The organism is Rhodanobacter sp. ANJX3 (genome assembly GCF_014200755.1).
GTDB lineage: Bacteria > Pseudomonadota > Gammaproteobacteria > Xanthomonadales > Rhodanobacteraceae > Rhodanobacter.
Genome location: NZ_JACHCM010000003.1, coordinates 112906 through 136478, shown reverse-complemented (window position 1 = coordinate 136478; position 23573 = coordinate 112906). Strand labels below are relative to the sequence as shown.

Annotated in this window: 21 protein-coding genes and 1 pseudogene; 15 read left to right on the top strand and 7 right to left on the bottom strand. The window is 57.5% G+C overall.

Going from position 1 to position 23573, the window contains the following annotated elements; all coding sequences use genetic code 11:
• Positions 1–83 precede the first annotated feature (83 nt).
• On the bottom strand, positions 84–1493 hold the full coding sequence (locus tag HDE76_RS09105; protein WP_179479522.1) for a sensor histidine kinase: 1410 nt from the start codon (positions 1491–1493) through the stop codon (positions 84–86).
• Positions 1490–2179, bottom strand: a complete 690-nt coding sequence (locus tag HDE76_RS09100) for a response regulator transcription factor (RefSeq protein ID WP_184506883.1) — start codon at positions 2177–2179, stop codon at positions 1490–1492. The genes HDE76_RS09105 and HDE76_RS09100 overlap by 4 nt, the downstream gene beginning before the upstream one ends.
• A 279-nt stretch (positions 2180–2458) precedes the next feature.
• On the opposite strand from HDE76_RS09100, the gene HDE76_RS09095 reads away from it, so the two are divergent.
• Both HDE76_RS09095 and HDE76_RS09090 read left to right on the top strand, forming a co-directional pair.
• Entirely contained in the window at positions 2459–4723 is a 2265-nt protein-coding gene (locus HDE76_RS09095) for a M1 family metallopeptidase (RefSeq protein WP_255481521.1), read from the top strand.
• Complete coding sequence (locus tag HDE76_RS09090) at positions 4723–5619, top strand: hypothetical protein (protein WP_221262376.1); 897 nt, start codon at positions 4723–4725, stop codon at positions 5617–5619. The genes HDE76_RS09095 and HDE76_RS09090 overlap by 1 nt, the downstream gene beginning before the upstream one ends.
• Positions 5620–5730: 111 nt before the next feature.
• Here the strand turns inward: HDE76_RS09090 and HDE76_RS09085 are convergent, their stop codons facing one another.
• The 3 genes from HDE76_RS09085 to HDE76_RS09075 form a co-directional block, all read right to left on the bottom strand.
• Positions 5731–6270, bottom strand: coding sequence for a GNAT family N-acetyltransferase (locus HDE76_RS09085; protein WP_179479526.1), 540 nt, complete (start codon positions 6268–6270; stop codon positions 5731–5733).
• Positions 6263–6748 carry an SET domain-containing protein gene (locus HDE76_RS09080; RefSeq protein WP_184506879.1) on the bottom strand — a complete coding sequence of 162 codons (486 nt, stop codon included), beginning with the start codon at positions 6746–6748 and terminating at the stop codon, positions 6263–6265. Before HDE76_RS09080 ends, HDE76_RS09085 begins: the two co-directional genes overlap by 8 nt.
• Before the next feature lie 954 nt (positions 6749–7702).
• Positions 7703–8020, bottom strand: a complete 318-nt coding sequence (locus tag HDE76_RS09075; RefSeq protein ID WP_184506877.1) for a helix-turn-helix transcriptional regulator — start codon at positions 8018–8020, stop codon at positions 7703–7705.
• A gap of 521 nt (positions 8021–8541) precedes the next feature.
• Between HDE76_RS09075 and HDE76_RS09070 the strand changes: the two genes are divergently transcribed.
• The 3 genes from HDE76_RS09070 (at position 8542) to HDE76_RS09060 (ending at position 10204) form a co-directional block, all read left to right on the top strand.
• A complete protein-coding gene (locus HDE76_RS09070; protein WP_184506875.1) occupies positions 8542–9276 on the top strand; it encodes an SseB family protein in 735 nt (244 codons plus the stop codon).
• A 232-nt stretch (positions 9277–9508) separates the two neighbouring features.
• A complete protein-coding gene (locus HDE76_RS09065) occupies positions 9509–9778 on the top strand; it encodes a DNA cytosine methyltransferase (RefSeq protein WP_184506873.1) in 270 nt (89 codons plus the stop codon).
• Positions 9779–9883: 105 nt separating this feature from the next.
• Complete coding sequence (locus tag HDE76_RS09060; RefSeq protein ID WP_184506871.1) at positions 9884–10204, top strand: hypothetical protein; 321 nt, start codon at positions 9884–9886, stop codon at positions 10202–10204.
• On the opposite strand, the gene HDE76_RS09055 is transcribed toward HDE76_RS09060, so the two are convergent.
• Entirely contained in the window at positions 10138–11256 is a 1119-nt protein-coding gene (locus tag HDE76_RS09055) for a hypothetical protein (RefSeq protein ID WP_184506869.1), read from the bottom strand. The two genes, HDE76_RS09060 and HDE76_RS09055, sit on opposite strands and share 67 nt — an antisense overlap.
• Positions 11257–11535: 279 nt before the next feature.
• Positions 11536–12653, bottom strand: a protein-coding gene (locus HDE76_RS09050; RefSeq protein ID WP_184506867.1) for an IS3 family transposase whose coding sequence is annotated in 2 segments (ribosomal slippage) — positions 11536–12392 and positions 12392–12653 — 1119 coding nt in all. Because the reading frame shifts where the segments join, the coding sequence is not laid out codon by codon here.
• A 523-nt stretch (positions 12654–13176) separates the two neighbouring features.
• On the opposite strand from HDE76_RS09050, the pseudogene HDE76_RS20760 reads away from it, so the two are divergent.
• The 10 genes and pseudogenes from HDE76_RS20760 to HDE76_RS09000 all read left to right on the top strand — a co-directional run.
• Positions 13177–13365, top strand: a pseudogene (locus HDE76_RS20760) (JAB domain-containing protein); the annotation flags it as partial.
• 249 nt (positions 13366–13614) lie between these two features.
• Positions 13615–14439 (top strand): alpha/beta hydrolase, encoded by an 825-nt coding sequence (locus HDE76_RS09040; RefSeq protein WP_184506865.1) that lies wholly within the window; start codon positions 13615–13617, stop codon positions 14437–14439.
• Positions 14414–15946 carry a HAMP domain-containing sensor histidine kinase gene (locus tag HDE76_RS09035; RefSeq protein WP_221262375.1) on the top strand — a complete coding sequence of 511 codons (1533 nt, stop codon included), beginning with the start codon at positions 14414–14416 and terminating at the stop codon, positions 15944–15946. The genes HDE76_RS09040 and HDE76_RS09035 overlap by 26 nt, the downstream gene beginning before the upstream one ends.
• A 780-nt stretch (positions 15947–16726) precedes the next feature.
• Positions 16727–18925, top strand: coding sequence for an ATP-binding protein (locus HDE76_RS09030; RefSeq protein ID WP_343205682.1), 2199 nt, complete (start codon positions 16727–16729; stop codon positions 18923–18925).
• 565 nt (positions 18926–19490) lie between these two features.
• Positions 19491–19694 (top strand): hypothetical protein, encoded by a 204-nt coding sequence (locus HDE76_RS09025; protein WP_184506861.1) that lies wholly within the window; start codon positions 19491–19493, stop codon positions 19692–19694.
• Between the two features lie 21 nt (positions 19695–19715).
• Positions 19716–19919, top strand: a complete 204-nt coding sequence (locus tag HDE76_RS09020) for a hypothetical protein (protein ID WP_184506859.1) — start codon at positions 19716–19718, stop codon at positions 19917–19919.
• A gap of 132 nt (positions 19920–20051) precedes the next feature.
• Complete coding sequence (locus HDE76_RS09015) at positions 20052–21176, top strand: sensor histidine kinase (RefSeq protein ID WP_184506857.1); 1125 nt, start codon at positions 20052–20054, stop codon at positions 21174–21176.
• Between the two features lie 93 nt (positions 21177–21269).
• Positions 21270–21596, top strand: a complete 327-nt coding sequence (locus tag HDE76_RS09010) for a hypothetical protein (RefSeq protein WP_184506855.1) — start codon at positions 21270–21272, stop codon at positions 21594–21596.
• Between the two features lie 129 nt (positions 21597–21725).
• The gene (locus tag HDE76_RS09005) at positions 21726–22994 is read left to right on the top strand and encodes a DUF748 domain-containing protein (protein WP_184506853.1); all 1269 of its coding nucleotides are present in this window, start codon (positions 21726–21728) and stop codon (positions 22992–22994) included.
• A gap of 120 nt (positions 22995–23114) precedes the next feature.
• Positions 23115–23336 carry a hypothetical protein gene (locus HDE76_RS09000; RefSeq protein WP_184506852.1) on the top strand — a complete coding sequence of 74 codons (222 nt, stop codon included), beginning with the start codon at positions 23115–23117 and terminating at the stop codon, positions 23334–23336.
• Positions 23337–23573 lie beyond the last annotated feature (237 nt).

The following is a 23573-nucleotide window of genomic DNA, read 5'->3' as shown; positions in this document are numbered from 1 at the left end:
CGATACCTCAAGCGGGCGTAGCGGTCAGATCGCGTGCAGCTGCATGCGCGCCGTGAACGTCGTTCAAACTATTACGGTTTGCTTTAATCCCGCTTAGCAGCCGGCGGAAACCGTACGTCGACGATCAGGCCGCGCTTGTCGCCCAGCCGGTAGACCACTTCGGCGTGATGCCGTTCCGCAATACGCTGAACGATGGCCAGCCCCAGACCGCTGCCTTCCTCGCTGCTGCCCGGTGCGCGGAAGAAGCGCTCGCTCAGGCGCGGCAGCAACTCCGGCGGTACGCCGGGGCCATCGTCCTCTACGCTGAGGCGGGAGCCGCCGTCGGGCTGCCCTCGCAGGCTGACGGTGACCGTACTGCCGCGCCCGGCGTAGCGGATGGCGTTGTCGATCAGATTGTCCAGCAGATCCTGCAGGCTGGCGACATCGCCATCGATGTAAAGCTGTTGCTGTCGTGCGGGCGCCTGGTAACCCAGGTCGATGCCGGCGCCGAGCGCTTCGTGCACGCGCAGCGCCACCGCTTCGGGAATCAGCCGGGTCAGGTCGAGCAGGGCGTTGTCCATCGTATCCACTGGCGATGCCTGCGCGCGGGTCAGCGCCAGCAGCTGCGACGAGGTGCGCGCGGCGCGCTGGGTCAGCCGATGGATGTGCGACAGCGCGTCGGCCATCGTCTCGGGGCGTGAATCGGCCAGCGCGCGGTCGACGTGCAGGCTGAGTCCGGCCAGCGGCGTACGCAGCTGGTGCGCGGCATCCGCGATGAAGCGATCGTGCAGCGCGAGCATGCTGCGCAAGCGCGCGAACAGTGCATCGATGGTGCGCGTGAGCGGCAGGATTTCCTGCGGCACGTCGGCGCCGCCGATCGGCGTCAGTTCGTGCGAACGCCGTGCCAGTCGCTCGGTCAGGGGATTGAGCACGCGCAGACCGTGGTTGACGCCGAACCAGACCAGCGACAGCACGCTGAGTATCAGCAGCGTCTGCATGACGGTTGCCAACAGCAAAATTTCGCGCGCCTGCTGATGGCGGTCGCGGAAGGTCTCGGCCACGGTGATGGTCAGCGTGTCGCTGGGATCTTTCAGCGACACTCGCTGGATGGTGGCTGCGCGCAGTTCGTGATTGTCCAGGCGGGTGTTGTAAAGCACGGGTTTGGCATTGAATGCCAGGGTCAGCGCCGGTGCCTGCAGCCGTCCGCTGCCGGCGAGTACGCCGCGCTTTTCGCTGCGCACGTTGAAATAGCCGCGGCTGTCCGGATCGTATTCGAGCAAAAATTTCGCCTGCGGAGTCAGCTCGCCGCCCAGCGCATCGTTGCTGAGCATGGTCGCCAACGTCAACGCGTCGTCGCTGAGGTCGTGATCGTGCACGCGATTGGCATAGGACAGCGCCACGCCGTATGTCAGCAGGGCATCGAGCAGCAGCAGCGCCGCCATCGGAATCAGCAGAAATATCAGTAGCCGGCGCCGGAGGCTCGGGCGCAGGCGCACGACGCGCGGTGCACTCATTCGAGGTCGCCGTCGGCTGCTTCGGCTTCTTCCAGCAGGTAACCCAGCCCACGGATGGTACGAACGCCCGTGCCGCTGCCGTGCAGCTTGCGGCGCAGGCGGTGGATGGCGATATCGAGGCCGTTGTCGGTCAGCTCCTGATCCCAGTCGCACAGTGCTTCGATCAGCTGCGCACGGCTGGTCACGCGATCGGGTCGCAGCGCCAGCGCTTCGAGCAAGCCGAACTCGCGCGCGGTGAGTTCGAGCGCGGTTTCGTCGATCCAGGCGCGGTGGCCGGGCAGGTCCAGACGCAGTCGTCCGAGCTGCAGTTCGGGTACGCCGCGGCTGCTGGCCCGGCGCAGCAGCGCACGCACGCGTGCCTCGAACTCGGACAACGCGAACGGTTTCACCAGGTAATCGTCGGCGCCCAGGTCGAGCACGCGGATGCGTTCGGGCAAACCGTCACGCGCCGTGACTACCAGCACCGGCATGCCGGCACCGCGGCTGCGCAGGCGCTTCAGCACCTCGGTGCCATCGAGCTGGGGCAGGCCGAGATCCAGCACCAGCAGGTCGTACTCGTGATCGCGCAGCGCGGTGTCGGCCAGGCTGCCACTGGCGACGTGGTCCACCGCATGGCCGCCTTGGCGCAGCGAACTGCAGATGCCTTCGGCGATGGATGGATCGTCCTCGGCAAGCAGAATGCGCATGATGAACCCTTGTGGTTGGCCGGACGGGAGATGCGGCTGGCTGCAGTGAGACACTCGGCGCCTGGTCGCCTTATCGTCCCGACTTTCCATGAATAGGAGAGATCGAATTCCCATTTTATCCCCCATCAGACAAGACGTATACGCGGCGGTTTCAGCGCGCGGCAGCATCGGTCGGTGATCGGCACGGTTATGAGCCTTTCTTCAGCATGACCTCTGGTCTATGCGACAGCATCGTGTTGTGTGCACACTGCGTCAGGGGTCAAGGGGAGCACGAAAGCGATGCGATCAGCCGCAGTGGGTTCGATGATGGTGTGCGCGTGGGTCATTGCCGGCGCAGGCGTCCCGGGCAGTAAGGCCCATGCTGAATCCATCGCCGCCGTGGCGTCCGTCGCCAACCCGGCGTCGGCTGCGCCCAACGCGGCCACACTCAAGCAGGCTGAATCTGAATCGGCCGATATTCCGTTTGCATCGGCCCATGCCGCGGGACCCAGCACGCCCAGCGCCGCAAACGCCTGGGGCGGCGAGCGCACCGGCAAGGAAACCACGCTGTCGGACCGTGTGGTGAGCTATCGGATCAACGCCGATCTGGACGCGGCGAAGCACGCGGTGACCGCCAGCGAGCACATGACCTGGCGCAATCGCAGCGATCGCGCGGTGAGTCGGGTCTACTTTCATCTGTATCTCAACGGTTTCAAGAACAACGGCAGCACCTGGTTTACCGAGCGCAAGGTGTTGACGGCGCACGGCCAGTCGCGCGGCGCGGCGTCGCTGGAAAAAGGCCAGTGGGGCTGGATCGACCTCAAGCAGGTGAAGCAGGGTTCCGCCGCGCTGGCCTGGCACTACGTGCAGCCGGACGGCGGCCCGGCGACCGATCAGAGCGTGGCGTGCATTGACCTGGCCCAGCCGGTTCCAGCGGGCGGCACGCTGACGCTGGACATCGATTTTCTCAGCCAGCTGCCTCGCGTAGTCGAGCGCACCGGCTGGTGGGGCGATTTCAACCTGGTCGGCCAGTGGTTTCCGAAGATCGGCGTGCTCGAGCTGGCCGGCGAGCGCGGCGCCGCGGCACCGCGCTGGAACGTGCACGAATTCCACTTCAACAGCGAGTTCTACGCCGACTTCGGCAGCTTCGACGTTCATCTGACAGCGCCGAGCGACTACACCGTCGGCGCCGTCGGCAAGCTCCAGGGCCAGCCGACGCAGGCGCAAGGCAAGACGACGTATCACTTCATGCAGGGCGACGTGCACGATTTCGCCTGGGTGGCCGCAAAGGATTACAAGACGCTGGACGGCTCGTGGCAAGGGCCGGGCAGTCCCAAGGTGGCGGTGCGCGTGATCTATCCGGCACAGTACGCGGCCACCGCGGCCCCGACGCTGAAAGCGACGATCGATTCGCTCGGCTATTTTTCGACGACGCTGGGCGCGTATCCGTACGAGACGATCACCGCCGTGGTGCCGTCGTACAACGCCAGCGAAGCGGGCGGCATGGAATATCCGACTTTTTTCACCTCGGACGGCTATCAGGAAATCGTGCCCGGCACGCTCAACGAATACATGAGCGACTTCGTCAACATCCACGAATTCGGCCACGGTTATTTCTACGGTCTGCTCGCCTCCAACGAATTCGAAGAGCCGATGCTCGACGAAGGCATGAACGAATACTGGGACGACCGCATGATGCGCGAGCGCAATGAAGACGTGGTGCTGGCGACGCCGTTGATGAAGCGTCTGGGCGTGGCGCCGACCATGAGCGGTTTCATGCTCGACCGCACGGCCGCAGACCTGAAGCAGCCGGCCGATCCCTTGTCCCAGAACAGCTGGGATCGTCTTTCCAGCAACAGCTACGGCACGGTGTATTCGCGGACCGCTACGGTGATGCACGATCTGGAAGAGCGCCTGGGCAAGAGCGTCATGGAGCGCGCCATGCGCCTGTATTACCAGCGCTGGCGCTTTCGCCATCCGTCGGCAGCCGATCTGCGCGCGGCGCTGATCGATGGATCCGGCGACGCGAAAGACGTCAATGCCATCTTCGATCAGTACGTTTATGGCACGGCGCATATCGACGACAGCATCACCGATATCGACGTGGCCGAGGTGCTGCCCAATGCCGGCGTCGTCACGACCAACGGCAAGCCGGTCGAGAGCGATCAGAATGCGCTGGACAAGCAGATCAAGACACGGCGTGAGGCGTGGGATAAAGCGCATCCCAAGCCGACATTCGACGACGAGGGGCCGTTTCCCTGGCGCAGCACGGTAACGGTGTTTCGCGATGGCGCGTCTGTGCCGCAGCTACTTCGCGTCACGTTTGCCGACGGTACGCATCAGGACGTGCGCTGGGACGACGGTCGCCGCTGGGCGCGCTTCGATTTCGTGAAAACGGCCAAGGCCGTGTCGGCCGAACTCGATCCGCCGCAGCTGGCGTATCTGGACGCGAATAAACTCAACGACAGCCTGACGACCAAGCCCAACGGCGCCGCTTCGCGCCGCTGGACGGCTGATTTTGCGGCAGCGCTCGAAGCGTTCTACGCCGCGCTGGTGACGCTGTGATGGCGGTCACCTCGGCTCGCCGGCCGGGATTCGGCGCACTGATTTCCGCCATGCTCACCGCGCTGCAGTGGCGGCTGCTTCTGCTGTGGCTGCTGATCATGCTGATCCCTGCCACGGTGGTGGCGCTGCCGTTCTGGCGCGTGCTTGCCGGCCTGCTGGATCACTCGGTTCACGCCGCCGCCTGGGCGCAGCATGTCGACGCGATGATGTTTGGAGATGTCGGTTTCGCCCTGAGTGAGAACGTGGACTGGCTTGGCGGTACGGCGATACTCGGGCTGGCGATCACGTTGGCCATGTCGCCCTTTCTCGACGGCATGATCATCGGCAGCGGTCGAGCCGGCCGGACCTTGGGTTTTGCCGGACTGCTGCAGTGTGGACTGGTCGAGTACGGCCGCATGTTCCGCCTGATGCTGTGGTCGCTGCTGCCGTATCTGGCCGTGGTCGGCGTGGCGACGCTGGGAGCGCATTTGGCCGACGATCATGCCGATAAGGCCGTGCTGCAATCGCAGGCCGATCTCTGGGCGCATATGGCGCACGGCTCCCTGCTGGCGGCCTTTGTGCTGGCCCAATGCATCGTGGAGTCCGCTCGTGCCGCGTTCATTGCGGATACCACGTTGCGCTCCGCGACTCGAGCCCTCGGCCGCGGCATCAATCAGCTGCTGCGCCGATTTTTTCGCACCGTATTGTTTTATCTGCTGGTGAGCGCCGTCGGCTTTGTGATTGCAGCAGCCGCCGGCGTGGGACGCATTCACGTCACGGCGGCGGGCGCCGCGGGATTTCTCACGGCGCTGCTGCTCAGTCAGCTGATAGTGGTGGCTCTGGGTTGGATGCGCATTGCGCGGCTGCTTGCGCTGGCCAGCCTGGCGCGGTCGTTGCGGCGAGTTAGGTTGAGCTAAAGGGAACTTGGCGGGTTTTGAACTAGCCCGCTCGGTGCGTCCAACCCCGGCGCCACAGCTGCTCGAGCGGTGGCCGACCGCCTGCAGCGAGAAACAGCGTACGAGTAAAACTCAGGCCGAGGCTCGGCTCAGCGCGGCGCGCGGCGGGTAGTACGCAAACACGTGGTTGTGGCTGCCGTAGAAATCCATGTCTTCGATATGCTCGCCGCCCAGGCGCTCGGCTACGCGATCGGAAGCCTCGTTGCCGATGCGTACCAGGCTGATGACGCGCGGCGCGTGCAGGTGATGCCAGGCGAAATCGAGCACGGCATTGCCCGCTTCGGTGGCGTAGCCGTGATGGCGATGTCCGGGCTTGAGCATCCACCCCAATTCCAGATCGGGCCAGCCATCGGGATACATCAGGCCGGCGCGACCGATGAATTCGCCGGTGGTTTTCAGTTCCAGCGCCCACATGCCGCAGTCGCGCAGCTGCCAGTGGCCGAGCAGCATCGCCAGCGAGCGCCAGGCGTTGGTGCGGTCCAGCGGTTGCCCATCGCCGATCCAGCGGGTGCTTTCGGCGTCGGCGAGCATCTTGGCGTAATCATTGAAGTGCTGTTCCGTCAGCGCAGTCAGGCGCAGTCGCGCCGTTTCGAGAGTAGGGATATCAGACATCACGATCGGCGTGGGAAGAATCCAGTAATTCGGCGAGCGCCCGCGTACTGCCGGCGAGGCTCTCGGACCAGGAAAATCCCGTTATTGTCTCACCTGTGGCCGAATCTGCAAAATCCTCGCTTTCACCGGGCGGCAGCAGGTGCCGGTAATCGACCGTGATCTCCGTGCCCGGCGGCAGCTCGGTCAGCGCAAAGACGAAGCCCAGATGCCACAGTCCGTTGGGCTGGAAACTGTGGTTGATATAGCACTCGTCCGGCCAGTCCGGCGACAGCGTGTAGCGATCCTCGAACCAGCGGGCGCTGGCGTGGAACTGCGCCATCAGCTCAGCCGAGGCGTGGATATCGGCGTGCCGGTAGGTGCGGTCGATACCGTCGGGTGCCGTGATGATACGGCCGGCTGCCACGGTTTCATCGAGAAACAGACCCTTGCCGGCGCCTGGAATGGCGGAATCGGCAATGTGGTAGCGCGGAAGAATCATGGCGACGCCGCAGCACGAACAGGAAAGGCGCTGGAGTGTAGCTCAGGCGGATAGGCGCCGATGTCGAGCGGCTCATCGCCATTGCTTGTCGCCCTCCCGAGCCGTTGCCGGAGCGGGAGGGCGACCTGACGTTACTCCCCAGCCGCGGCGGTAGCCGGCTTTTTGCTGGTGCGCTTGGCTTTCTTGGCCGGCGCATCGGTTTTGGCGACCGCCGCCGCATCGGCCGTGGCGGCCGTGTCCGCTAGCAGGATCGACGCGCGATTGCGCTCTAGCGTGGCTTTGCCGATGCCCTTGACCTGGCTCAGGTCGTCGGCACTCTTGAACGGCGCATCTTTTCTATATGTTTTGTGTTATGTCACATCCGAGCACTGAGGATTTGAGCGTGAAATCACACAGAACTTTGTTATTCGACATGGCTATGCGGCAGTGGCGTAACTAAAAATAAAACTTGGCTACGAACTTACAGTTCGATCAGCCAACGTATTTGCTTCGCGATCCAGCCCTTCGCGACATAGCCATCGTGCCGATTATTGGGGAGTTGCCAAAGCGAGACTTTTGCAGATAGCAGTAGTGCCCTGGGCGCTGTCAGTATAAATCTGGTTTCGACTACGGCGGGTATCGCAAGCCATTGTGATAAGCGATGTTCATTCGCTTCCGCGGGTAAGATGGGTTCCTTCGGACGAGCATCTGCGCATCTCGTGATGCGTTTCCAGCGCTGCAGATGCTGTGTAGTGGAAAGCCAAAATGGATGAAAGGGTGCCGTCCTTTAGTTCATCGTTCATGCGTAAAGTCTTTCGATCGAGCTAGTAAGAATTGTCTTTCTCAAGTCCCGCCGCATAGTAGTTGCTCGATATCGCGAGCCAGGGTTCTTACATCCGCGCCAACGTCTTCCAAGTAAATTTCCGACCCCTTTCTTCGATTTTCGGAGGGCTGAATGAAGGGGCGAAGCCGTGTTTATTCAGAACCTGCAGCCTTGAGAAGTCGATCTTTGTCGGCTACAGATAGTTTGCTAAATGCCAGAATCATGCGCGCCAATCGCTCGTCGTCTGCAAAAAGGTAGGCGGTTGGTACCGAAAGCGTTTCAGCTAGCCGCTGTACAGTGGCCATGTCGGGCTCATGAACGCCGAGCTCATACCGATTGATACGTGTGCTTGCCACGGATGGGTCCAGCCCTGCTTGTATACCGAGTTGCTTTTGCGAAAGCTGGCATTCGGTGCGCGCTTGTTCTAGGCGGCGCTGAAAAACTAGCCGAATATCGATTCGTCGGGGCATGTTACAACCTTGTTGGATAGGTACCCTACGAGATTCGTAACTTTGCCTTGCTTAGGATACTACGAGTTTCGTAGTATCCTAAGCAAGCGACGCGTATTGATCGCATAAAGAGGGCCTTTTGCATGCTCGTGCAGCTTGTGCTCGACAACGAAGGGGGAATTTCTATTCCCCTAGATGACTGTACTCGTGAGGCTTGGGCCTTACAGTGCGATCGCGCCATGCACGCCGGTAAACTGGAAGGGCTGCAAGAGCGCGTGGCTCTATGTTTCGCAGTAAGCCTTTCAGAGTGTTTGGATTCGGATTTAAAACCTCCTACGGCTGCACAGTTGAAGTTTGCAACTGATATATCTCGTGTACTCGGCATTGCCTTGCCATCCGAAGCGCTGAGATACCGAGGGGCTATGACCGATTTCATTCAGCGATTTGCGGAAGTACTGCGCTCGAAGCGACGCAATTACCCGGCTGTCGGCTCGTGATAGCGCTGTAATGCCGGCATATCGCAGATGTCATAGGTGGTGAACGTGACGGAACCCGAGCTTGATTCGTTGTTAAAAGCTGCGAGGACTCCGGCGTCTCCAGCAATATTGAAACACGCTGAAGAGGCGTTTTTTAAGGCGCTTTTGGAAAGTACGGTTTATGTATGTACGCCGATCGAAGCCATGCCTCTTAATCGCATGCGGTTCGTGCAGATCATTCGGCCCGACAATGGTCAAACCGTGCTGCCATTCTTTAGCGACCGCGATCAAGCAGAAACGTCAGCAGGAAAAAGGTTCACCATAGCGTCGATGACAGGCCGAAGGCTCCTTGAACTGAGTCGAGGCGCAACCTTGATGCTCAATCCCTACGTCGATCAAGTAGCTCTATATCCAGCAGAGATCGATGCTCTCTTGGCCGGCCATGCTCTTGGCTACTTTACACACGAAACGCTGAGAGAAAATGTTGAGGTTGGCGTATCTTTGCCATCCGTGCCGATTGACGCCTTGATCTTGATGCTGCGTGATCTGTACGCACGTGAGCCGGCGGTCCGAGCTGGCTATCTCATCGAAGTGCACCGTCCTGTCGATGATACGGATGTGTTTCTCTTGCTAGCTCTGGTTGTGACAAAAGGGAGCAATGAACGCATGGTGCAACTTACTTCATTGGAAGTAAGCTCGCTGTCACCACCGTTAGAGCTCCCTCTGAACATGACCTGCGTTGCCCCGGACGCTGACCTGCCGGCGCTGTGCCACGAAGGCGTTCAGTTCTACGGTACGTGAGGCCTGGTTAAGCGTAACCGATTTGCTATTTTACGGCTTATAAATAGGCTTTCTTTAGTCGCATAGTAATTAGTCGCTATGTGAGCTGCAGGAATATTGAGTTAACTAGCATTCATTTTAATTCAACGGTCTGTCGTAAATCAGCAAGTGAGCTCAGTGAAGCGCTGACTTCTACGGCAAGCGGCCGCATCGAAATGCCCCGCGTGAATACTTATGGCCAAGTTGGAACCGTTTGCTCACTTTGAGTTGGTGTCAAAGAGATTTTCGTCAGCACGTCGTCACTACAGTCTCCGAGCTTGAGATCTATATACGGCATCCTGAGCAGCACAGAGCGATTACGTTGCGTGAAGCGACCAACCTTCAGACATTTCCAACCAACTACAAATTTGCGGGCTCGCTTACCTCGAAAGCAAAACAGGTGGGAAATGCTGTTCCACCATTAATGGCTGAGAAGTTTGGGCGTACAGTAGTAGCTCACGCTTCACACTTGTTTAGACGCTGACCTAACTCCGCCGGTTCTTGCCTTTGACGTGGGCACTTACAGAAAGGCAGTGCCCTTGCCCGGCTCTAGTACACGCTTCGACTCTATGGTTTGGAGTGTTTGGACGTGAGTGCAAGTTACGTTTTACCTATCAGCCTGCGTACGCATTCGATCGAGCACAGCATCACCGTCAACGCTGTCTATCCAGGCATCACCGAGGGAACGTCCGGCATGCCGAATGAGCAGAAAACCTTCGACTACAACATGCGGGCTGTTGCGTATTCCGGCCAGGTTGAACATAGATTCCGGCAAGCGCTGAACATCCCGCTGGTACTGACGAGCGGTGGGCAACGTCGGGAGGGCAATCCAGCTGACACTGACTACAATTTTGGATCAGGTCTGTCGCGTTCTAAGGACAGCTCGCCCGCATTGAGCCGAAAATTCTGATGATTTTTCGCACCGGGTAAATGAACAAAGATGAAGTCACCAGCGTCTAAGAGCAAATCGACCACCTTAGACGTACATGTCTTGTGTGGCGAGTCGCAGCTAGCGATAAGCGGGGGAGGCAACGCCCCTTTGCCCTCAATGGGAGCGTAGACAACTTGACGAGATCCTCCGCCGATACCCAAAACGACTAGTGTCGCGGAAGCGACTTGGAGGGCGACGGGAGGTAAAAGGCTAATTCCCAGCAAAAACATCACGACAAATTTTCCAGTCGATTGGTAAACACCATCTGGAATGTTGACGGTAGCGCCCTTAATCAGGGGCGTCGAATTCGTCAGAGTGGTGCGCAATCGGTTGGTGAGCGCGAGTGTATTTACGGTTATGACAAACAGACAAGCACCTATCCAGACATTGGGAGACGAGAGAAGGCCGCGAAGATTCAATATGTAGAGAAAAAAGAAGCCCGATAGCGCAGCGACGAAATTTGCAATATAAATATAGAAGCCTATTCCACAGGATCTCGCAAAAACGCGCCACTTTCCGTTCGATTCATCTCGCATTCTCGAACTTCTATGGATGGATAAAATGCCGAACGCTAAAGGCATCGCTGCGAATATCACCACCATGCCGGCAGGGTTCCAATGCTTCCAGTTTTGGAAGTCGGCGAGGAGCGAGAAAAGTACGACTTGCGGTAGTACAAAGATAATTAGGAGCTTACGTATTTGCCTAGCAGCGCTTGGCACAATCAGTCCCTGCCAATTGGTGTTCAACACGTCAGCGAAGCTCTCACCAAATAAGTTCAATGTCGTAACCGATCCCATGAGCACATAGAAAGCGACGATAGCAACAACGATTGCAGCCGTCAGACCGAAAACCATGATCAGTGTTACCAAGGAGGCTATGTTTACCGGGAACGAGAGATTGTTGGCGACGACATAACAGGCGAGATAGTAACCGCCCAACAATGCTCCAACCGTAAGCAATAACTTAAACGTCCGGGAGAGTCCTTCGCTCGTCGTGCCGATAGATTCAATTAGCTTTATAGCTTTCTGCATGTGAGATTCCATTTCTATGCGTGAATACTAATTATTTTTTCAGGGCGGTCTGCTTTATTGCCACTCGACTCAGAAGTTCAATATTCGCTTTTGGACTGCAGACGTTATCTGACTATCAACTTGACGGTCGGATGGTGCGGAACCTTTTTGTCCAAGTGATCAACTTCGTCATTTCAAGCGCGTTTTGATCAAAGTGTGTCTGCGACGTCCCCCCGCTTCGAGTAGCAGGCCGGTTTAGAGTCCAGTGTCACTTGACCCCATCCCCAAATTCGTAGCACCTTAAAGTAGAGTTGTCGGCGGTTGGTGAGTCTTGCAAAAGGTCTTCGCGAACTGCGCTGGCGGGATATCTGCTAGAGATGAGTGCGGGCGAAAATCATTATAGTCAGCCCTCCAAGATTCAATCTTTTCCGTGGCATCTGCAAGTGTCAGAAACCAGTGCGTGTTCAAACATTCGTCGCGAAACGAACCATTGAAAGATTCGATGAAAGGGTTGTCCGTTGGCTTGCCAGGGCGAGAGTAGTCGAGCGTGATGCTGTGCTCGTATGCGTAGCGGTCCAATGCCATCGAGATAAATTCAGGACCGTTGTCGACCTGTATACGGCATGGCTGGTCGCGACATTGCCGTAGGCCTTCCAGCGCGCTCACCGCGTTCTCGCCGCGCAGACTGGAAGCGACATCGATAGCCAGGCATTCGCGGGTGAAGTTGTCGACGATCGTCAGTGCACGAAAGCGGCGACCATCGAACAGTGCATCAGAAACAAAGTCCATGCTCCATAACTGGTTCGGTCCTGTCAGCACGGGCCGATCAAGACGTGTCGCTGCCGCCTTACGCCGGCGCGGTCTCTTGGAACGCAGGTTGAGCCCCGCCTGCACGTATATGCGATGTACCCGTTTGTGATTCACAGCCCATCCTTCGCGACGAAGCAAGATGTGTATGCGGCGCGCTCCATAGCGAACGCGAACCTCAGCAATCTCGCGCATCCGCGTGAGCAGCGGGGCGTCGAGAAGCGGAAGAGTTTGCCGGTAGTACCAACCCGTCAACGACAGCCGCATGAGCGAACATGAACGACCAATGCTTACACCGTAAGTGTGCTGAAGCTTGCCGGCCAGCGCCTTGCGCTGGGCCGGCCTTAGAGCTTTTTTTGAAGCACATCCTGCAACATCGCCTTGTCCAGGCTCAGGTCCGCAACGAGCTGCTTGAGCTTGCGATTCTCCTCGTCCAACTGGCGCAGACGGCGGAGCTCCGACACGCCCAGTCCGCCGTATTTCTTTTTCCAGTTGAAAAACGTGGCTTCGCAGATGCCCATCTTTCGACAAACTTCCGCGACGGTCGTGCCGCTTTCTGACTGGCGCAGCGCAAACGCGATCTGCTCTTCGGTGTACTTGGTCTTTTTCATGGCAAAACAGCCTTCTGGTGAGGGTTGGTTTTGCCGAAAACTCTACTTCCAAACGCTACAAATGGCAGGGATAAGGTCAGAGTCGCTGCGATCTATTATCTGGCTTGTTTTATTTTAGAAGCAGCGCTCCAGTATAGTCTTGGACTGTTGCTGCCTGAAAATATCCTACAACATTCTCAATTGTTCGATGGCGCATATTCCAGTCGAAACCGGCCACCCCTGATGATCGAAATCAGCCACCTGTAATGCTCCTAAACCGGCTACCCGTGACAATGTAAATCGGGCCACCCCGAGACGGTCTGAAAAGCGCCGCTAACATGAGGATGGGTTTGCCGATCACGACGTTGCCTGCGAAAGCTGCGTGCACCGCAACGCATGCAACGCGCGACCGAACGGCGCTGTCCAGGCTTCTGACTAGTATGGTCAGGCGAACGCCGACGTCGACAGGCAGAAACCGACCCATTCCAGTCGTTGGCGAGCGTCCGCTTTTAGGTGGATCCGTCTTCGACGTTTGAGATGAGCAGCGCTGACCATCAACTCAGCAGCAGTGATCTTCTCTCACAATCATCCAAGCGGCGTCACCGAACCCAGTGCAGCTGACCGAGCCATCACCCGTGAGCCCAAATATGCTTTACAGCTGATCGGCGTGAGATTCCTCGACCACATGGCGGTGGGCGCCGGTTCGCCGGTCAGCATGGCGGCAAGGGGGCTAAGCTTCATGATCTTGGCCCATCCAGAGGATGGCTCAGACTCTCTATTGTGCCGCCATACCGCGCGCGATAGTCATCGTAATGGGTTGCCGTCATGGCTGTTGTGCCACCACACCTCAACGCCATTCCATACGTCAAATGCATTGCCACGATGGTTCCGACTGAGCAATTGCGTAAACTTTCCATGGTCATAAGGTTTTGAGTCATTTAAGATTAAAAGCCCGATCAACCCTCTTTGTAAGGAGGTCCTTTTGTCTGTCGCGCGCCGCAATAACGTTCAGATCGTCGGGAACGGACCTCAAACGGTGGTATTTGCCCACGGCTTTGGCTGCGATCAGGCCATGTGGCGCCTTCTGGCCCCCGTCTTCGCGCAAAACTATCGCGTGATCTTGTTCGATCTCGTCGGCAGCGGCGGCTCGGATTTGACCGCCTATGACCGAGAAAAATATGCTTCTCTGGATGGTTACGCGTCTGACCTCTTAGAGGTGATCAACGAGTTTTCACCCGGCATCCCGGTTAATTTTGTCGGGCATTCTGTGAGCGCTATGATCGGTGTTTTGGCCGACATACGTTCGCCCGAATTGTTCCGCGCCCACCTGATGATTGCACCGTCGCCGTGCTACATCGACGATGGCGTCTATCGAGGCGGGTTCAGCCGCGCCGACATCGAAGAATTGTTGAATACCTTGGACAGCAATTACCTCGGTTGGTCCAGCACCATGGCGCCGGCCATCATGGGCGTGCCTGAACGACCCGAGCTCGGGGTTGAGCTGACGAACAGCTTTTGTCGCACAGATCCAGAGATCGCCAAACAGTTTGCGCGGGCCACGTTTTTGTCAGACCACAGGAAAAACTTGCCCTCGGTCCGGTCTCCCGCCTTGATCGTGCAATGCGACGACGATTTGATTGCGCCCGTTGAGGTTGGCGCATACATGGCGCGCGTCATGCAATCCGCCACGCTGCGCGTGATCGAAAATGTGGGTCATTGCCCGCACCTGAGCGCAACTGATGCCTGTTCGCAAGCGATGATCGAGTTTTTGACTTCGCTGGATGACGGCGTTCATGCCTACGGATGATTCGGGCCTGAAGGCTGCGCTCTACGAAAGCGCCGCTTGTGGCCTCATGCTCACGTCACCCACGGGGCTGATAGAACGTGTCAACACGACTTTCTGCCGATGGACCGGTTTCGCGAAAGCTGAGCTTGAAGGAAAGCGGCGCATTCAGGACCTGCTGACCGTCGGGGGGCGCATCTTCCATCAGACCCACTGGGCGCCTTTGATCCGGCTTCAGGGTTCGGTGGCAGAAGTGAAAATTGACCTGATCAATGCGTCGGGGCGCGCCGTGCCCATGATGCTCAATGCATTGAGCCGGGAACATGAGGGGTCGCCGGCTCACGAACTGGCGTTCTTTTTGGCCGAAGACCGGCACAAATATGAAACCGAGCTGTTGCACGCTCGCCAGCGCGCCGAAGAAAGTCTTAAAGCGCAAGTGATGCTTCAGTCGGAACTTGGCCGTGCCGATGTCCGTTTGAAAATTGCCATGGAGGCAGCCAATCTCCATGTTTGGCACATAGATGTTTCAACGGGCGAATTATCATTTGATAACCGATGTGCCCTTTTGCTTGGGCATGTCTCACCTCAGCGGGTGTCCAATGATGAGTTTCTCCGTTGTGTCGAGCTCGCCGATCGCAATGAGCTGCTGAAGGCAGCCGAAGAAGCCACGGATCCATCAAATGGCGTTTACCGTTGCACGTTTCGAGTTAACGGGGTTGATGGCGTTCAACGCACCGTTCTCTCCTCGGGCCGTGTGCAGTTTTCCGATGATGGGCGACCTGAATATTTCACCGGTGTGTTACAGGACATCACCGAGCTACACGAGCAACGGGCACAAGCAGAGAGCAGGGCCATATTTGCCGAACAAATGGTTGGCATTGTCAGTCATGATCTTCGTAATCCGCTGCAAGGCATCTCTCTGGCAACGGACATTCTCTCAAAAGCAGTGACACTAGAGAAACTTGCTCGGGTCGTTGGGGGCATGCGCAACGCGGCCAATCGTGCCACCCGACTGGTGAGCGACCTGCTCGATTTCACGCAGGCGCGGATCGGGCGAGGTCTAACGGTCTCAAGAAAGCCTATCCAACTCCATGGCGTTTTGAGCGAGTGTGTTGCCGAATTGACTCTGGCATTTCCTGGCCGTGAGCTGCTTTATCAATCTAAAATTGATCCCGCCACCACGTGCTTCGCGGATGCCGACCGAGTGCATCAGATGGCGGGCAACTTAATCAGCAACGCGATGACTTACGGCGCCAAAGATGCACCGGTCATCGTCTCGTTGGCGCTCGCGCCTCGTGGCGTGGCGTTGACGGTCCACAACCAGGGCCGTCCGATACCGCCAGAGCTTATTCCGACATTATTTGAGCCGCTCACCCGCGGTGCCGACACGCATTCAGAAAATCGAAGCATCGGATTGGGACTGTTCATCGTCAAGGAAATTGTCAAAGCTCATCGCGCCGAAGTGATGGTCCGTTCGACTGTCGAGCACGGCACATCATTCACCATCCTTTTCCCAGACGAGGTCGCATAGCGGTAGTCCAGTCCTCAGTCGGCTACTCTTAAAGTCGTGACCGCGATCAGCGATTTGCGAACGCAATTGGCTCACCCATGCGTCACTGCTCATTCATTGCCTAAACACAGTGGCGATCACTTCCTCAGGTGAATTTTTCCATGTCGCCGCCCGCTCCCCTGAACCTCGTGGCTGAGGATGACGCAACGATTAGGGAGCCGGCCGCCATGGTGTCGGAAACGGCCGGTATCGTGTTTTCGCAGGGTCGAGCGCCGATCAAGCCGTGGATTTGCTGTCGTCTGCCAATGACATCGTTTTGGTATTCAGCGACATTCAAATGCCTGGAACGATGATCGGCGTGTAACGTGCTCACTCGCTGCACAAACGCATTGACAGCTTGCCATTCACTCTGACCTCTGGGCTGCGCTTGAACCAACATGTGTACTATCCAGCGTGGGCGCTGTTCCCTGAAAGCCTTACAATACAGGGCTGCGCTGGACTCCTGCCGCTAACCATACGATTTATTACTTCGTTTCGTTTTCGGACGGCTGGCGACAAGGAACTTATCGGTACGTGGCGTTCGATCCACTGCGTTGTTTCGATCTATAAGAATTCACTTAGAAAATGACAAAAAATGAGGTAAGAGAGGACCTAGCTTAACGGCAGGGAGCTGGTTAGCGCACACGTATAGTGATCCACTGAGTTGCTGCTATCCTCACGTCGGTTTTTTTACGCTAATGGATGAGTCCCTACCGAGCGCGTAGCCGGAGTCATCAGCCGACTTGACGAAACGAGAACGCCGTGAATTCTGACAGTAGCCGTGAAAATGCTGCCGAGCTGTTTGCAGGGCCGGGTGAGGTTCGTTCACATGCCAGGCAGCTGGACTGGTCGAAGACGCCCCTTGGCGCTACTGCTCAATGGTCTCCGGCCCTTCGCACCATGGTGAGATGCATATTCGAATCTCCGTTTCCTATCTGCCTGTGGTCTGGTCCCCAATACGCCCTGATTTACAACGACGCTTATCGTCGCATTCTTTCTGCAAAACACCCGGCGGCGCTTGGGCAGCCTGGGTCGATCGTGTGGGCCGAGATATGGGAAGAACTTCAACCCCAGTTCGACAGCGTGCGGGCAGGAGGCAATCCCGTTCACTTTGAAGATGCCCCCTTCGTCATGGCCCGGCTAGAAGGCGGTGGCACCGAGACCGCCTGGTTTAACTACTCGCTGTCCCCGCTGCGGGATGAGGACGCACGCGTTGTCGCTGTGCTCAACATTACGCCTGAAACGACTGACCGCGTATTGCTTCAACGCCGTCTTGCAGAAGAACAAGCTGCACTTGCAGCGAGCGAGGCCGCCGCGAAAGTTGACGCGCAGCGTGTGCAGCTTGCCCTCGCCGCCGGCGCCATTATCGGGACCTGGTTCTGGGACATACCCGCCGATCGCTTCACCGCAGACGAACCGTTTGCACGCGCTTTCGGACTGGATCCCATGCTCGCCAAAGAAGGAATACCACTCGCCGACATCTTGGCGACTGTGCATCCGGATGACCAAGATGGACTGGCGCAGGCAATCGATGCGGCGACAATTAGGGGTGGTGCCTATTCTCACCATTACCGAGTTCGCCGAGCCGATGGGCGATACCACTGGATCGAAGCGAACGGACGGGTCGACCACGAACCGGATGGAACGCCGCTCAGTTTTCCCGGTGTGTTGATCGACATTGAAGGACGACGTGCGGTGGAAGAAGAGCGTGACCGAGCGATAGCGGCGCTGGTCGCTCTCAACGAAACGCTAGAGCAGCGCGTCGAAGAGCGCAGCAACGAGTTGATGCGAACCGAGGAAGCCCTGCGTCAATCACAAAAAATGGAAGCCGTTGGTCAGCTGACTGGCGGGCTCGCACACGATTTCAACAATTTGCTTACCGGCATGATGGGCAATCTGGAACTGCTTCAAATGCGCATTGCGCGCGGCCGGCTCGATGACATCGACCGTTTCGTCAATGCCGCGCAGGGAGCGGGTAGGCGAGCCGCTTCGCTGACCCAGCGGTTGCTGGCGTTTTCTCGTCGCCAGACTCTTGATCCCAAACCTACGGATGTCAATCGGTTGATTGCCGGCATCGAGGATATGCTGCGTCGGACTGTCGGCGCAACGGCGCAGATCGAAGTGGTGGGGACAGCAGGGCTGTGGGCTGCGAATATCGACGCTGGGCAGCTGGAAAGCGCGCTGCTAAACCTTTGCATCAACGCTCGTGACGCCATGCCGCATGGCGGACGCATCACGATTGAGACCGCGAACAAGTGGCTTGATGAAAGAACCGGCAAGCAGCGCGACGTGACACCTGGACAATATATTTCGATCTGCGTTACCGACAACGGTTGCGGCATGTCGGCTGAGACGATCGCCAGAGCGTTCGAACCTTTTTTTACAACCAAGCCAACCGGGCAGGGGACCGGTCTGGGGTTGTCGATGATTTATGGGTTCGCCAAGCAATCGGGCGGTCAGGTCCGCATTTATTCGGAGCTCGGACATGGCACGACGGTTTGCGTGTATCTGCCTCGACACTTTGGCGAATCGGAAGAAATAGTGACGGCGGAACCCCTGCGCATCATCGACGGAGCGGGGGGACAGCCTATTCTTGTCGTCGAAGACGAGCCAACGATACGGCATCTAATCGACGAGGTGCTGGGAGAGGCGGGATACACCGTCACGAACGCCGTGGACGGCGCCTCCGGACTCCGGGTTGTCGAATCTGGAACGCCGATCGAGTTGCTCATTACCGATGTGGGTCTCCCAAACGGGATGAACGGCAGACAGCTGGCTGATGCAGCGCGAACGTTGCGCCCCGGTCTGAAAGTCTTGTTCATCACCGGATATGCGGAAAACGCGGCTGTCGGAAACGGCCACCTCGAACCGGGGATGGAACTGTTGACGAAGCCATTCTCGATGGAGGACCTCGCGGCAAAGGTCGCCGACATGATGATAAAAGGGGGGCGACAGGCGTGATGTTTCAAAGTTCTCAACCGCGCGCAATGTGGCGACCGGCCTTGGCACGGCGCCTTCGCTTCGCGACGCCGTGCCGCTTGGGCAAGCAACAAGTCGACAAGAGAGCTAATGCCAAATTTTATCGCGTTGCTGGTGGATGATTGCAGCGTCTTACTTGCCACCCTACGTTCGTTCATCGAACGAATGCCCGATGTCAGAGTCTTATGCAACCGTGATTTCGGGTGGGCGACGATCTGGATCGAAGCGGAGAAGAGAATAGATTTCTTGCTGCCTAACGTCTGGCTGCGAGGCGATCTCAGGGATTGCATGGCGCCGAACTTGCCAAGGTCGCTCACCCCCGCGTGCCGTCGTGATAATGTTTTTGAAAGCGCGCATGGACGTCAAAGGCCTGCCCCCCTGTGCGAGCGTTTACCCAGAGACCTTTTGGGGTTTATGAGCTGATGCAGCCGTCTGGCGTTTGTGCAACTGCACAATAAGGGGCCGCACGTCCCGAAGTAACTCTTCATCGAGCCTTGATCCCTTGGGTGACTATGCTGCGCGCCCCTGCCCATGGAGCACGCGTGTCATGGCTGCAACACACGAAAAATTGCGAAAATTGTTGACGGGCCTGGAAGCCGACACGCCTTGGCTACAAAAGGCTTATCCAGACCGGAGCGACTTCATCGACGCCTTTGCGGAGCAAGCCGGACTCATCACCGACATTGTGGACGCTGAGAACGACGCGTGGGTGTCCGCAGAGATAAACCGTATCCTGGGTCGGGCACATTGATGGCGTTGCGCTCTGACCTCGATGCTGCGTCAATTGGAAATCGACATTCCGTCGATCGTCCAGACCGAAGGCGTGAACGGTTTTTTACGTGCATTCGAGGACCGGTCGGAACTGATCTTGGGTTTGGCCGAAGGTTCAGAACAGGAGTATGTGCTCGATTGCTTATTCATCATGCTGCGCAAGTCGGGTGTCCGTGATGGTTTCAACGGATTCACGCTGCACTGATTTCTTTTGAGGCATCGACCATTGGTCTGAAGACGATAAATACCTCACGCGCGCCACGCCTTAAGGCGCCGCAGAAGCGCATCTAAACCGCCCAACTGGTTAAACTGAGCCGCTTATTTGGAGCTCATGCCTATGCGCTTGGCACAGTTTATTCTTACCCATCGAATCACCATTCTCGACGCTTGGGACACCTTTGCTAGCAGCTTGATGCCTGGGAATAGGGAGATGGGGCCCAAGGAATTAAGGGATCACGCCGAAGAGATGTTGCTTGAAATCGCCGTCGACATGGGCACCTCACAGTCGGCGCAGGAGAGCGCTGATAAATCGCGAGGTTATGGACCAAAGTGTGGGAGCGATACGGCGTCGGAAGTCCACGCCGGTGCGCGCCTGCGCTCAGGTCTGAGCGTTGTGCAATTGGTGGCAGAGTATCGTGCGCTGCGAGCCAGCGTGCTCTTGTTGTGGTCGCAGTCACGCGGCAACGACGACGAGTTTCTCGCCGAGGACACTTTGCGCTTCAACGAAGCGATCGACCAGGGGCTGGCAGAATCAGTGGCTCGTTATTCGCAAGCAGTCAACGAATCGCAGGACGTTTTTCTCGGCGTGCTTGGACACGACTTGCGCACGCCGCTGGGCGCAATTCTTCTTTCTGCCGAATTCTTTCTAAATGCCAGTGAGCAAGGCAGTCGGCAAGCAAGAGTGGCCGAAGGGATTTCCACAAGCGTGCGTCGGGCCGAAAGGATCGTTGAAGATCTCCTGGACTTCGTGCGTGCACGCGTGGGGAACGGTATCCCAGTTGATCGCGTCGATGGCGACCTCAACGCTCTTTGCGAGAGTATCGTTCACGAGGCGAGTCTGGCGCATCCCGATCGCGCGGTTGTGTTCGAGCCTGATGGCTCCATCGTCGGGAAATTCGATAATGCGCGCCTCGGTCAGGTGTTTTCCAACCTCATCGAAAATGCGATTAAACACGGTTCACCGGGCTCGCCCGTCGTCGTCACGCAGCGGCGGGAAGGAGAGCTGGCCGTTTTTTCGATACATAATCAAGGCGATCCCATCGCAGCAGAGGATCTAGCCAGGATTTTCAATCCGATGGTCCGGCACTCTCAGTTCGCCAAGGCCGAGCGAGGACCGCGCGCCGGTTTAGGACTCGGTCTGTTTGTTGCGCAGGAAATCGTCACCGCCCATGGCGGCACAATTGATGTTGCCTCTTCAGAGGAGAGCGGGACCATGTTTAGCGTGTCACTCCCTTTGCAGTAGCGACGATGGCTGACTGACCCGTTGCCGTTTCGTAAGGCGATGATTTTACTTTTGCAAAAAAAACACGGACGGACCTGACATCTCAAGCGTGTGATGAAGCAATTATTAACACCCGATGGTCGCTACGTGGTGGTTCGTGGACGCCTTTGGCGAGTAGCTAATCCCGATCTCTTGCCATCAGTTCGGCAAGCACTTGTTCGTGCCCTGATGGACGGCCGGCGAGCCGTCAAAGCTGCATTGGCGATGGATGATGAAGATGCTTTAAAAGCTGCCCGCAGCTCGGTTAACGCGGTGAAGGTATCGCTCGGTGAACGCGGCCCGGTCTGGTGGACGGATGGCGCCAAGGATTTCAATCGCTACCTCGTTAAAAACACTCCTTACTATCACTGGCACGAACGCGCTAATAAGCCGTCCGGTTAAAAGCTCACCCGCTTTGCCTGCGAGAGTCAGTTTGGCAACCGGGTCGCAGCGATGGCTCGGATGCCAAGGGATGACATAGGCTGAACACGAAGTTCTCCAATCGAGGTGGGTGGCTCCAGGCTATTTAGCATGCGTTTCAGAGGGTCGCGATCAATAGTTATCGCTTTCCTGCTTGGCCAGCTGATGTCCGCAGAACGGCCGCACGCGTCGATCCAGAATGGCGTATTGGCCCGGGAGGTCGTTCGTATTCCCGTTCCGCTTGACGCGGACATGACGATTTCTTTGGGAAGCTTCAAATACACCGTCCACAGGCGTGCCGTCATGAGAACCCGTTATCGAGTCGTCCTTTGGGTGCTGGCCGCGTTGATCGTTGTGCTGGTTGCCCTGCGGCTGGCGCTTCCGCACTTCGTCCTCAACTATGTGAACGGGCGTCTTGCAAATATGGGGTCCTATAAAGGGCATGTCGCGGACATCGAGATCCACCTTTGGCGCGGTGCCTACTCCATGGACGGAGTTGTCATTCAAAACGTGGAGGGCAAAGTGCCCGTTCCCTTTCTCAAAGCGCCCCGGATCGACATCGCTGTCAGCTGGAGGGCACTGACCCATGGAGTTGTTCGTTCTAAAATTGATTTCTTTGATGCCTCCCTTAACTTCGTCGACGGGGGTGGAAAAGGGACTTCTCAAAGTGGCAAGGGCACCGATTGGCGCGCGCAGCTAGAAAAGCTCACGCCCATCCGGATCGACGAGTTGAATGTCCACAACAGCGCGGTAACGTTCCAGAACTTCGTGTCGAGCCCTCGCGTCGATCTGAAAGCGACGAACGTTAATGGCACGCTGACCAATCTATCCAATGCCTCCCGCAATCAGGGTGACGTTGTAGCGACGGCGGATGTGCGTGCCGATGTTCTGGGCCAAGCGCCGCTGACCTTCAAAGGCAGCTTCGACCCGCTGTCTACTAAGGGTAATTTCTCGTTCGAACTTCGAGTGCTATCCATTGACCTCACCAAGGCAAACGACTTGGCGCGAGCGTATGGCGGCTTCGACTTCGCCAGCGGAAAGGGAGACTTTGTCATGCAGCTGGCGGCGAAAAACCAGGAATTGTCCGGTTACGCCAAACCCTTGTTCCAAAACTTGAAGATATTCAGCTGGAAAAAGGATGTCGAACAAGAACACAAAAATCCCATCCAGGTGGCTTGGTCCGCAACGTTGCAGGGAGTGACATCCATATTCAAAAACCACGACAAAGATCAGTTTGCCACCCGAGTGCCCATCAGTGGGCGTACGGACCAAAAAAACCTAAGCGTTTCAGAGGCCATCATTGCTGTGCTTCACAACGCTTTCGTGAAAGCCTATGAGCCCAATTTCGAACACCTCGGCCCTGACCCCAATCAAAAATGACTGCCGCCGCGACCGGCCACCTTTTCCAGCGGGCGGCTGAACGCTGCGCCAAACTTGACGCGTCTTGAACATCGTTGGGGGCACGCTTCGCCTGCCAACAAGGCAGATCAGGAAGCCGTTATGTCTACTTTTCGCTTTTCCGTTTCTCTTCCCGACGAAACGCACTCGAATATTGAGGTGAGCGTGGAACAGGTGGGCCAGCCGTCGGTCGATTTTTCCGTTTCCGTCCCCGATGCAACTGGGCATATCGTTGACGCGATCAAGGCGAAGCCTAAAGCAACCGGCGAGGGTGCGCCAACAGTCAACGACGACTACGCGCTGGGTGGCTACGCCGGTATTTGAGGCTCTGTTTGCAGGTTGCCTCGTGACGCGCTCGGTAGGTGTTTTAGTCCACCGGCTGCGCATCTCGATTAGTCGCTACGAACTTCGTTTCCAGAGAGCAATAAGAAGAGAAGGGAGGTTGTTCGCGCCGTGTCATATAACAAAACGAACGGGTAACAGTGTGACCAAAGATTTGTCGTCAGAAGAGCGCTATATCCTCAGTCACCTCAGCCGGAACGCCTTAGCCAAGTTGACAGC

Excerpts from the sequence above, each read along its gene's own strand:
- HDE76_RS09005 (WP_184506853.1), top strand. The coding sequence starts at position 21,726 with ATGCGTTTCAGAGGGTCGCGATCAATAGTTATCGCTTTCCTGCTTGGC.
- HDE76_RS09080 (WP_184506879.1), bottom strand. The coding sequence starts at position 6,748 with ATGATTCTTCCGCGCTACCACATTGCCGATTCCGCCATTCCAGGCGCC.
- HDE76_RS09105 (WP_179479522.1), bottom strand. The coding sequence starts at position 1,493 with ATGAGTGCACCGCGCGTCGTGCGCCTGCGCCCGAGCCTCCGGCGCCGG.
- HDE76_RS09000 (WP_184506852.1), top strand. The coding sequence starts at position 23,115 with ATGTCTACTTTTCGCTTTTCCGTTTCTCTTCCCGACGAAACGCACTCG.
- HDE76_RS09095 (WP_255481521.1), top strand. The coding sequence starts at position 2,459 with ATGCGATCAGCCGCAGTGGGTTCGATGATGGTGTGCGCGTGGGTCATT.
- HDE76_RS09010 (WP_184506855.1), top strand. The coding sequence starts at position 21,270 with ATGAAGCAATTATTAACACCCGATGGTCGCTACGTGGTGGTTCGTGGA.
- HDE76_RS09100 (WP_184506883.1), bottom strand. The coding sequence starts at position 2,179 with ATGCGCATTCTGCTTGCCGAGGACGATCCATCCATCGCCGAAGGCATC.
- HDE76_RS09035 (WP_221262375.1), top strand. The coding sequence starts at position 14,414 with ATGACGGCGTTCATGCCTACGGATGATTCGGGCCTGAAGGCTGCGCTC.
- HDE76_RS09075 (WP_184506877.1), bottom strand. The coding sequence starts at position 8,020 with ATGCCCCGACGAATCGATATTCGGCTAGTTTTTCAGCGCCGCCTAGAA.
- HDE76_RS09020 (WP_184506859.1), top strand. The coding sequence starts at position 19,716 with ATGCTGCGTCAATTGGAAATCGACATTCCGTCGATCGTCCAGACCGAA.
- HDE76_RS09090 (WP_221262376.1), top strand. The coding sequence starts at position 4,723 with ATGGCGGTCACCTCGGCTCGCCGGCCGGGATTCGGCGCACTGATTTCC.
- HDE76_RS09025 (WP_184506861.1), top strand. The coding sequence starts at position 19,491 with ATGGCTGCAACACACGAAAAATTGCGAAAATTGTTGACGGGCCTGGAA.
- HDE76_RS09055 (WP_184506869.1), bottom strand. The coding sequence starts at position 11,256 with ATGCAGAAAGCTATAAAGCTAATTGAATCTATCGGCACGACGAGCGAA.
- HDE76_RS09015 (WP_184506857.1), top strand. The coding sequence starts at position 20,052 with ATGCGCTTGGCACAGTTTATTCTTACCCATCGAATCACCATTCTCGAC.
- HDE76_RS09085 (WP_179479526.1), bottom strand. The coding sequence starts at position 6,270 with ATGTCTGATATCCCTACTCTCGAAACGGCGCGACTGCGCCTGACTGCG.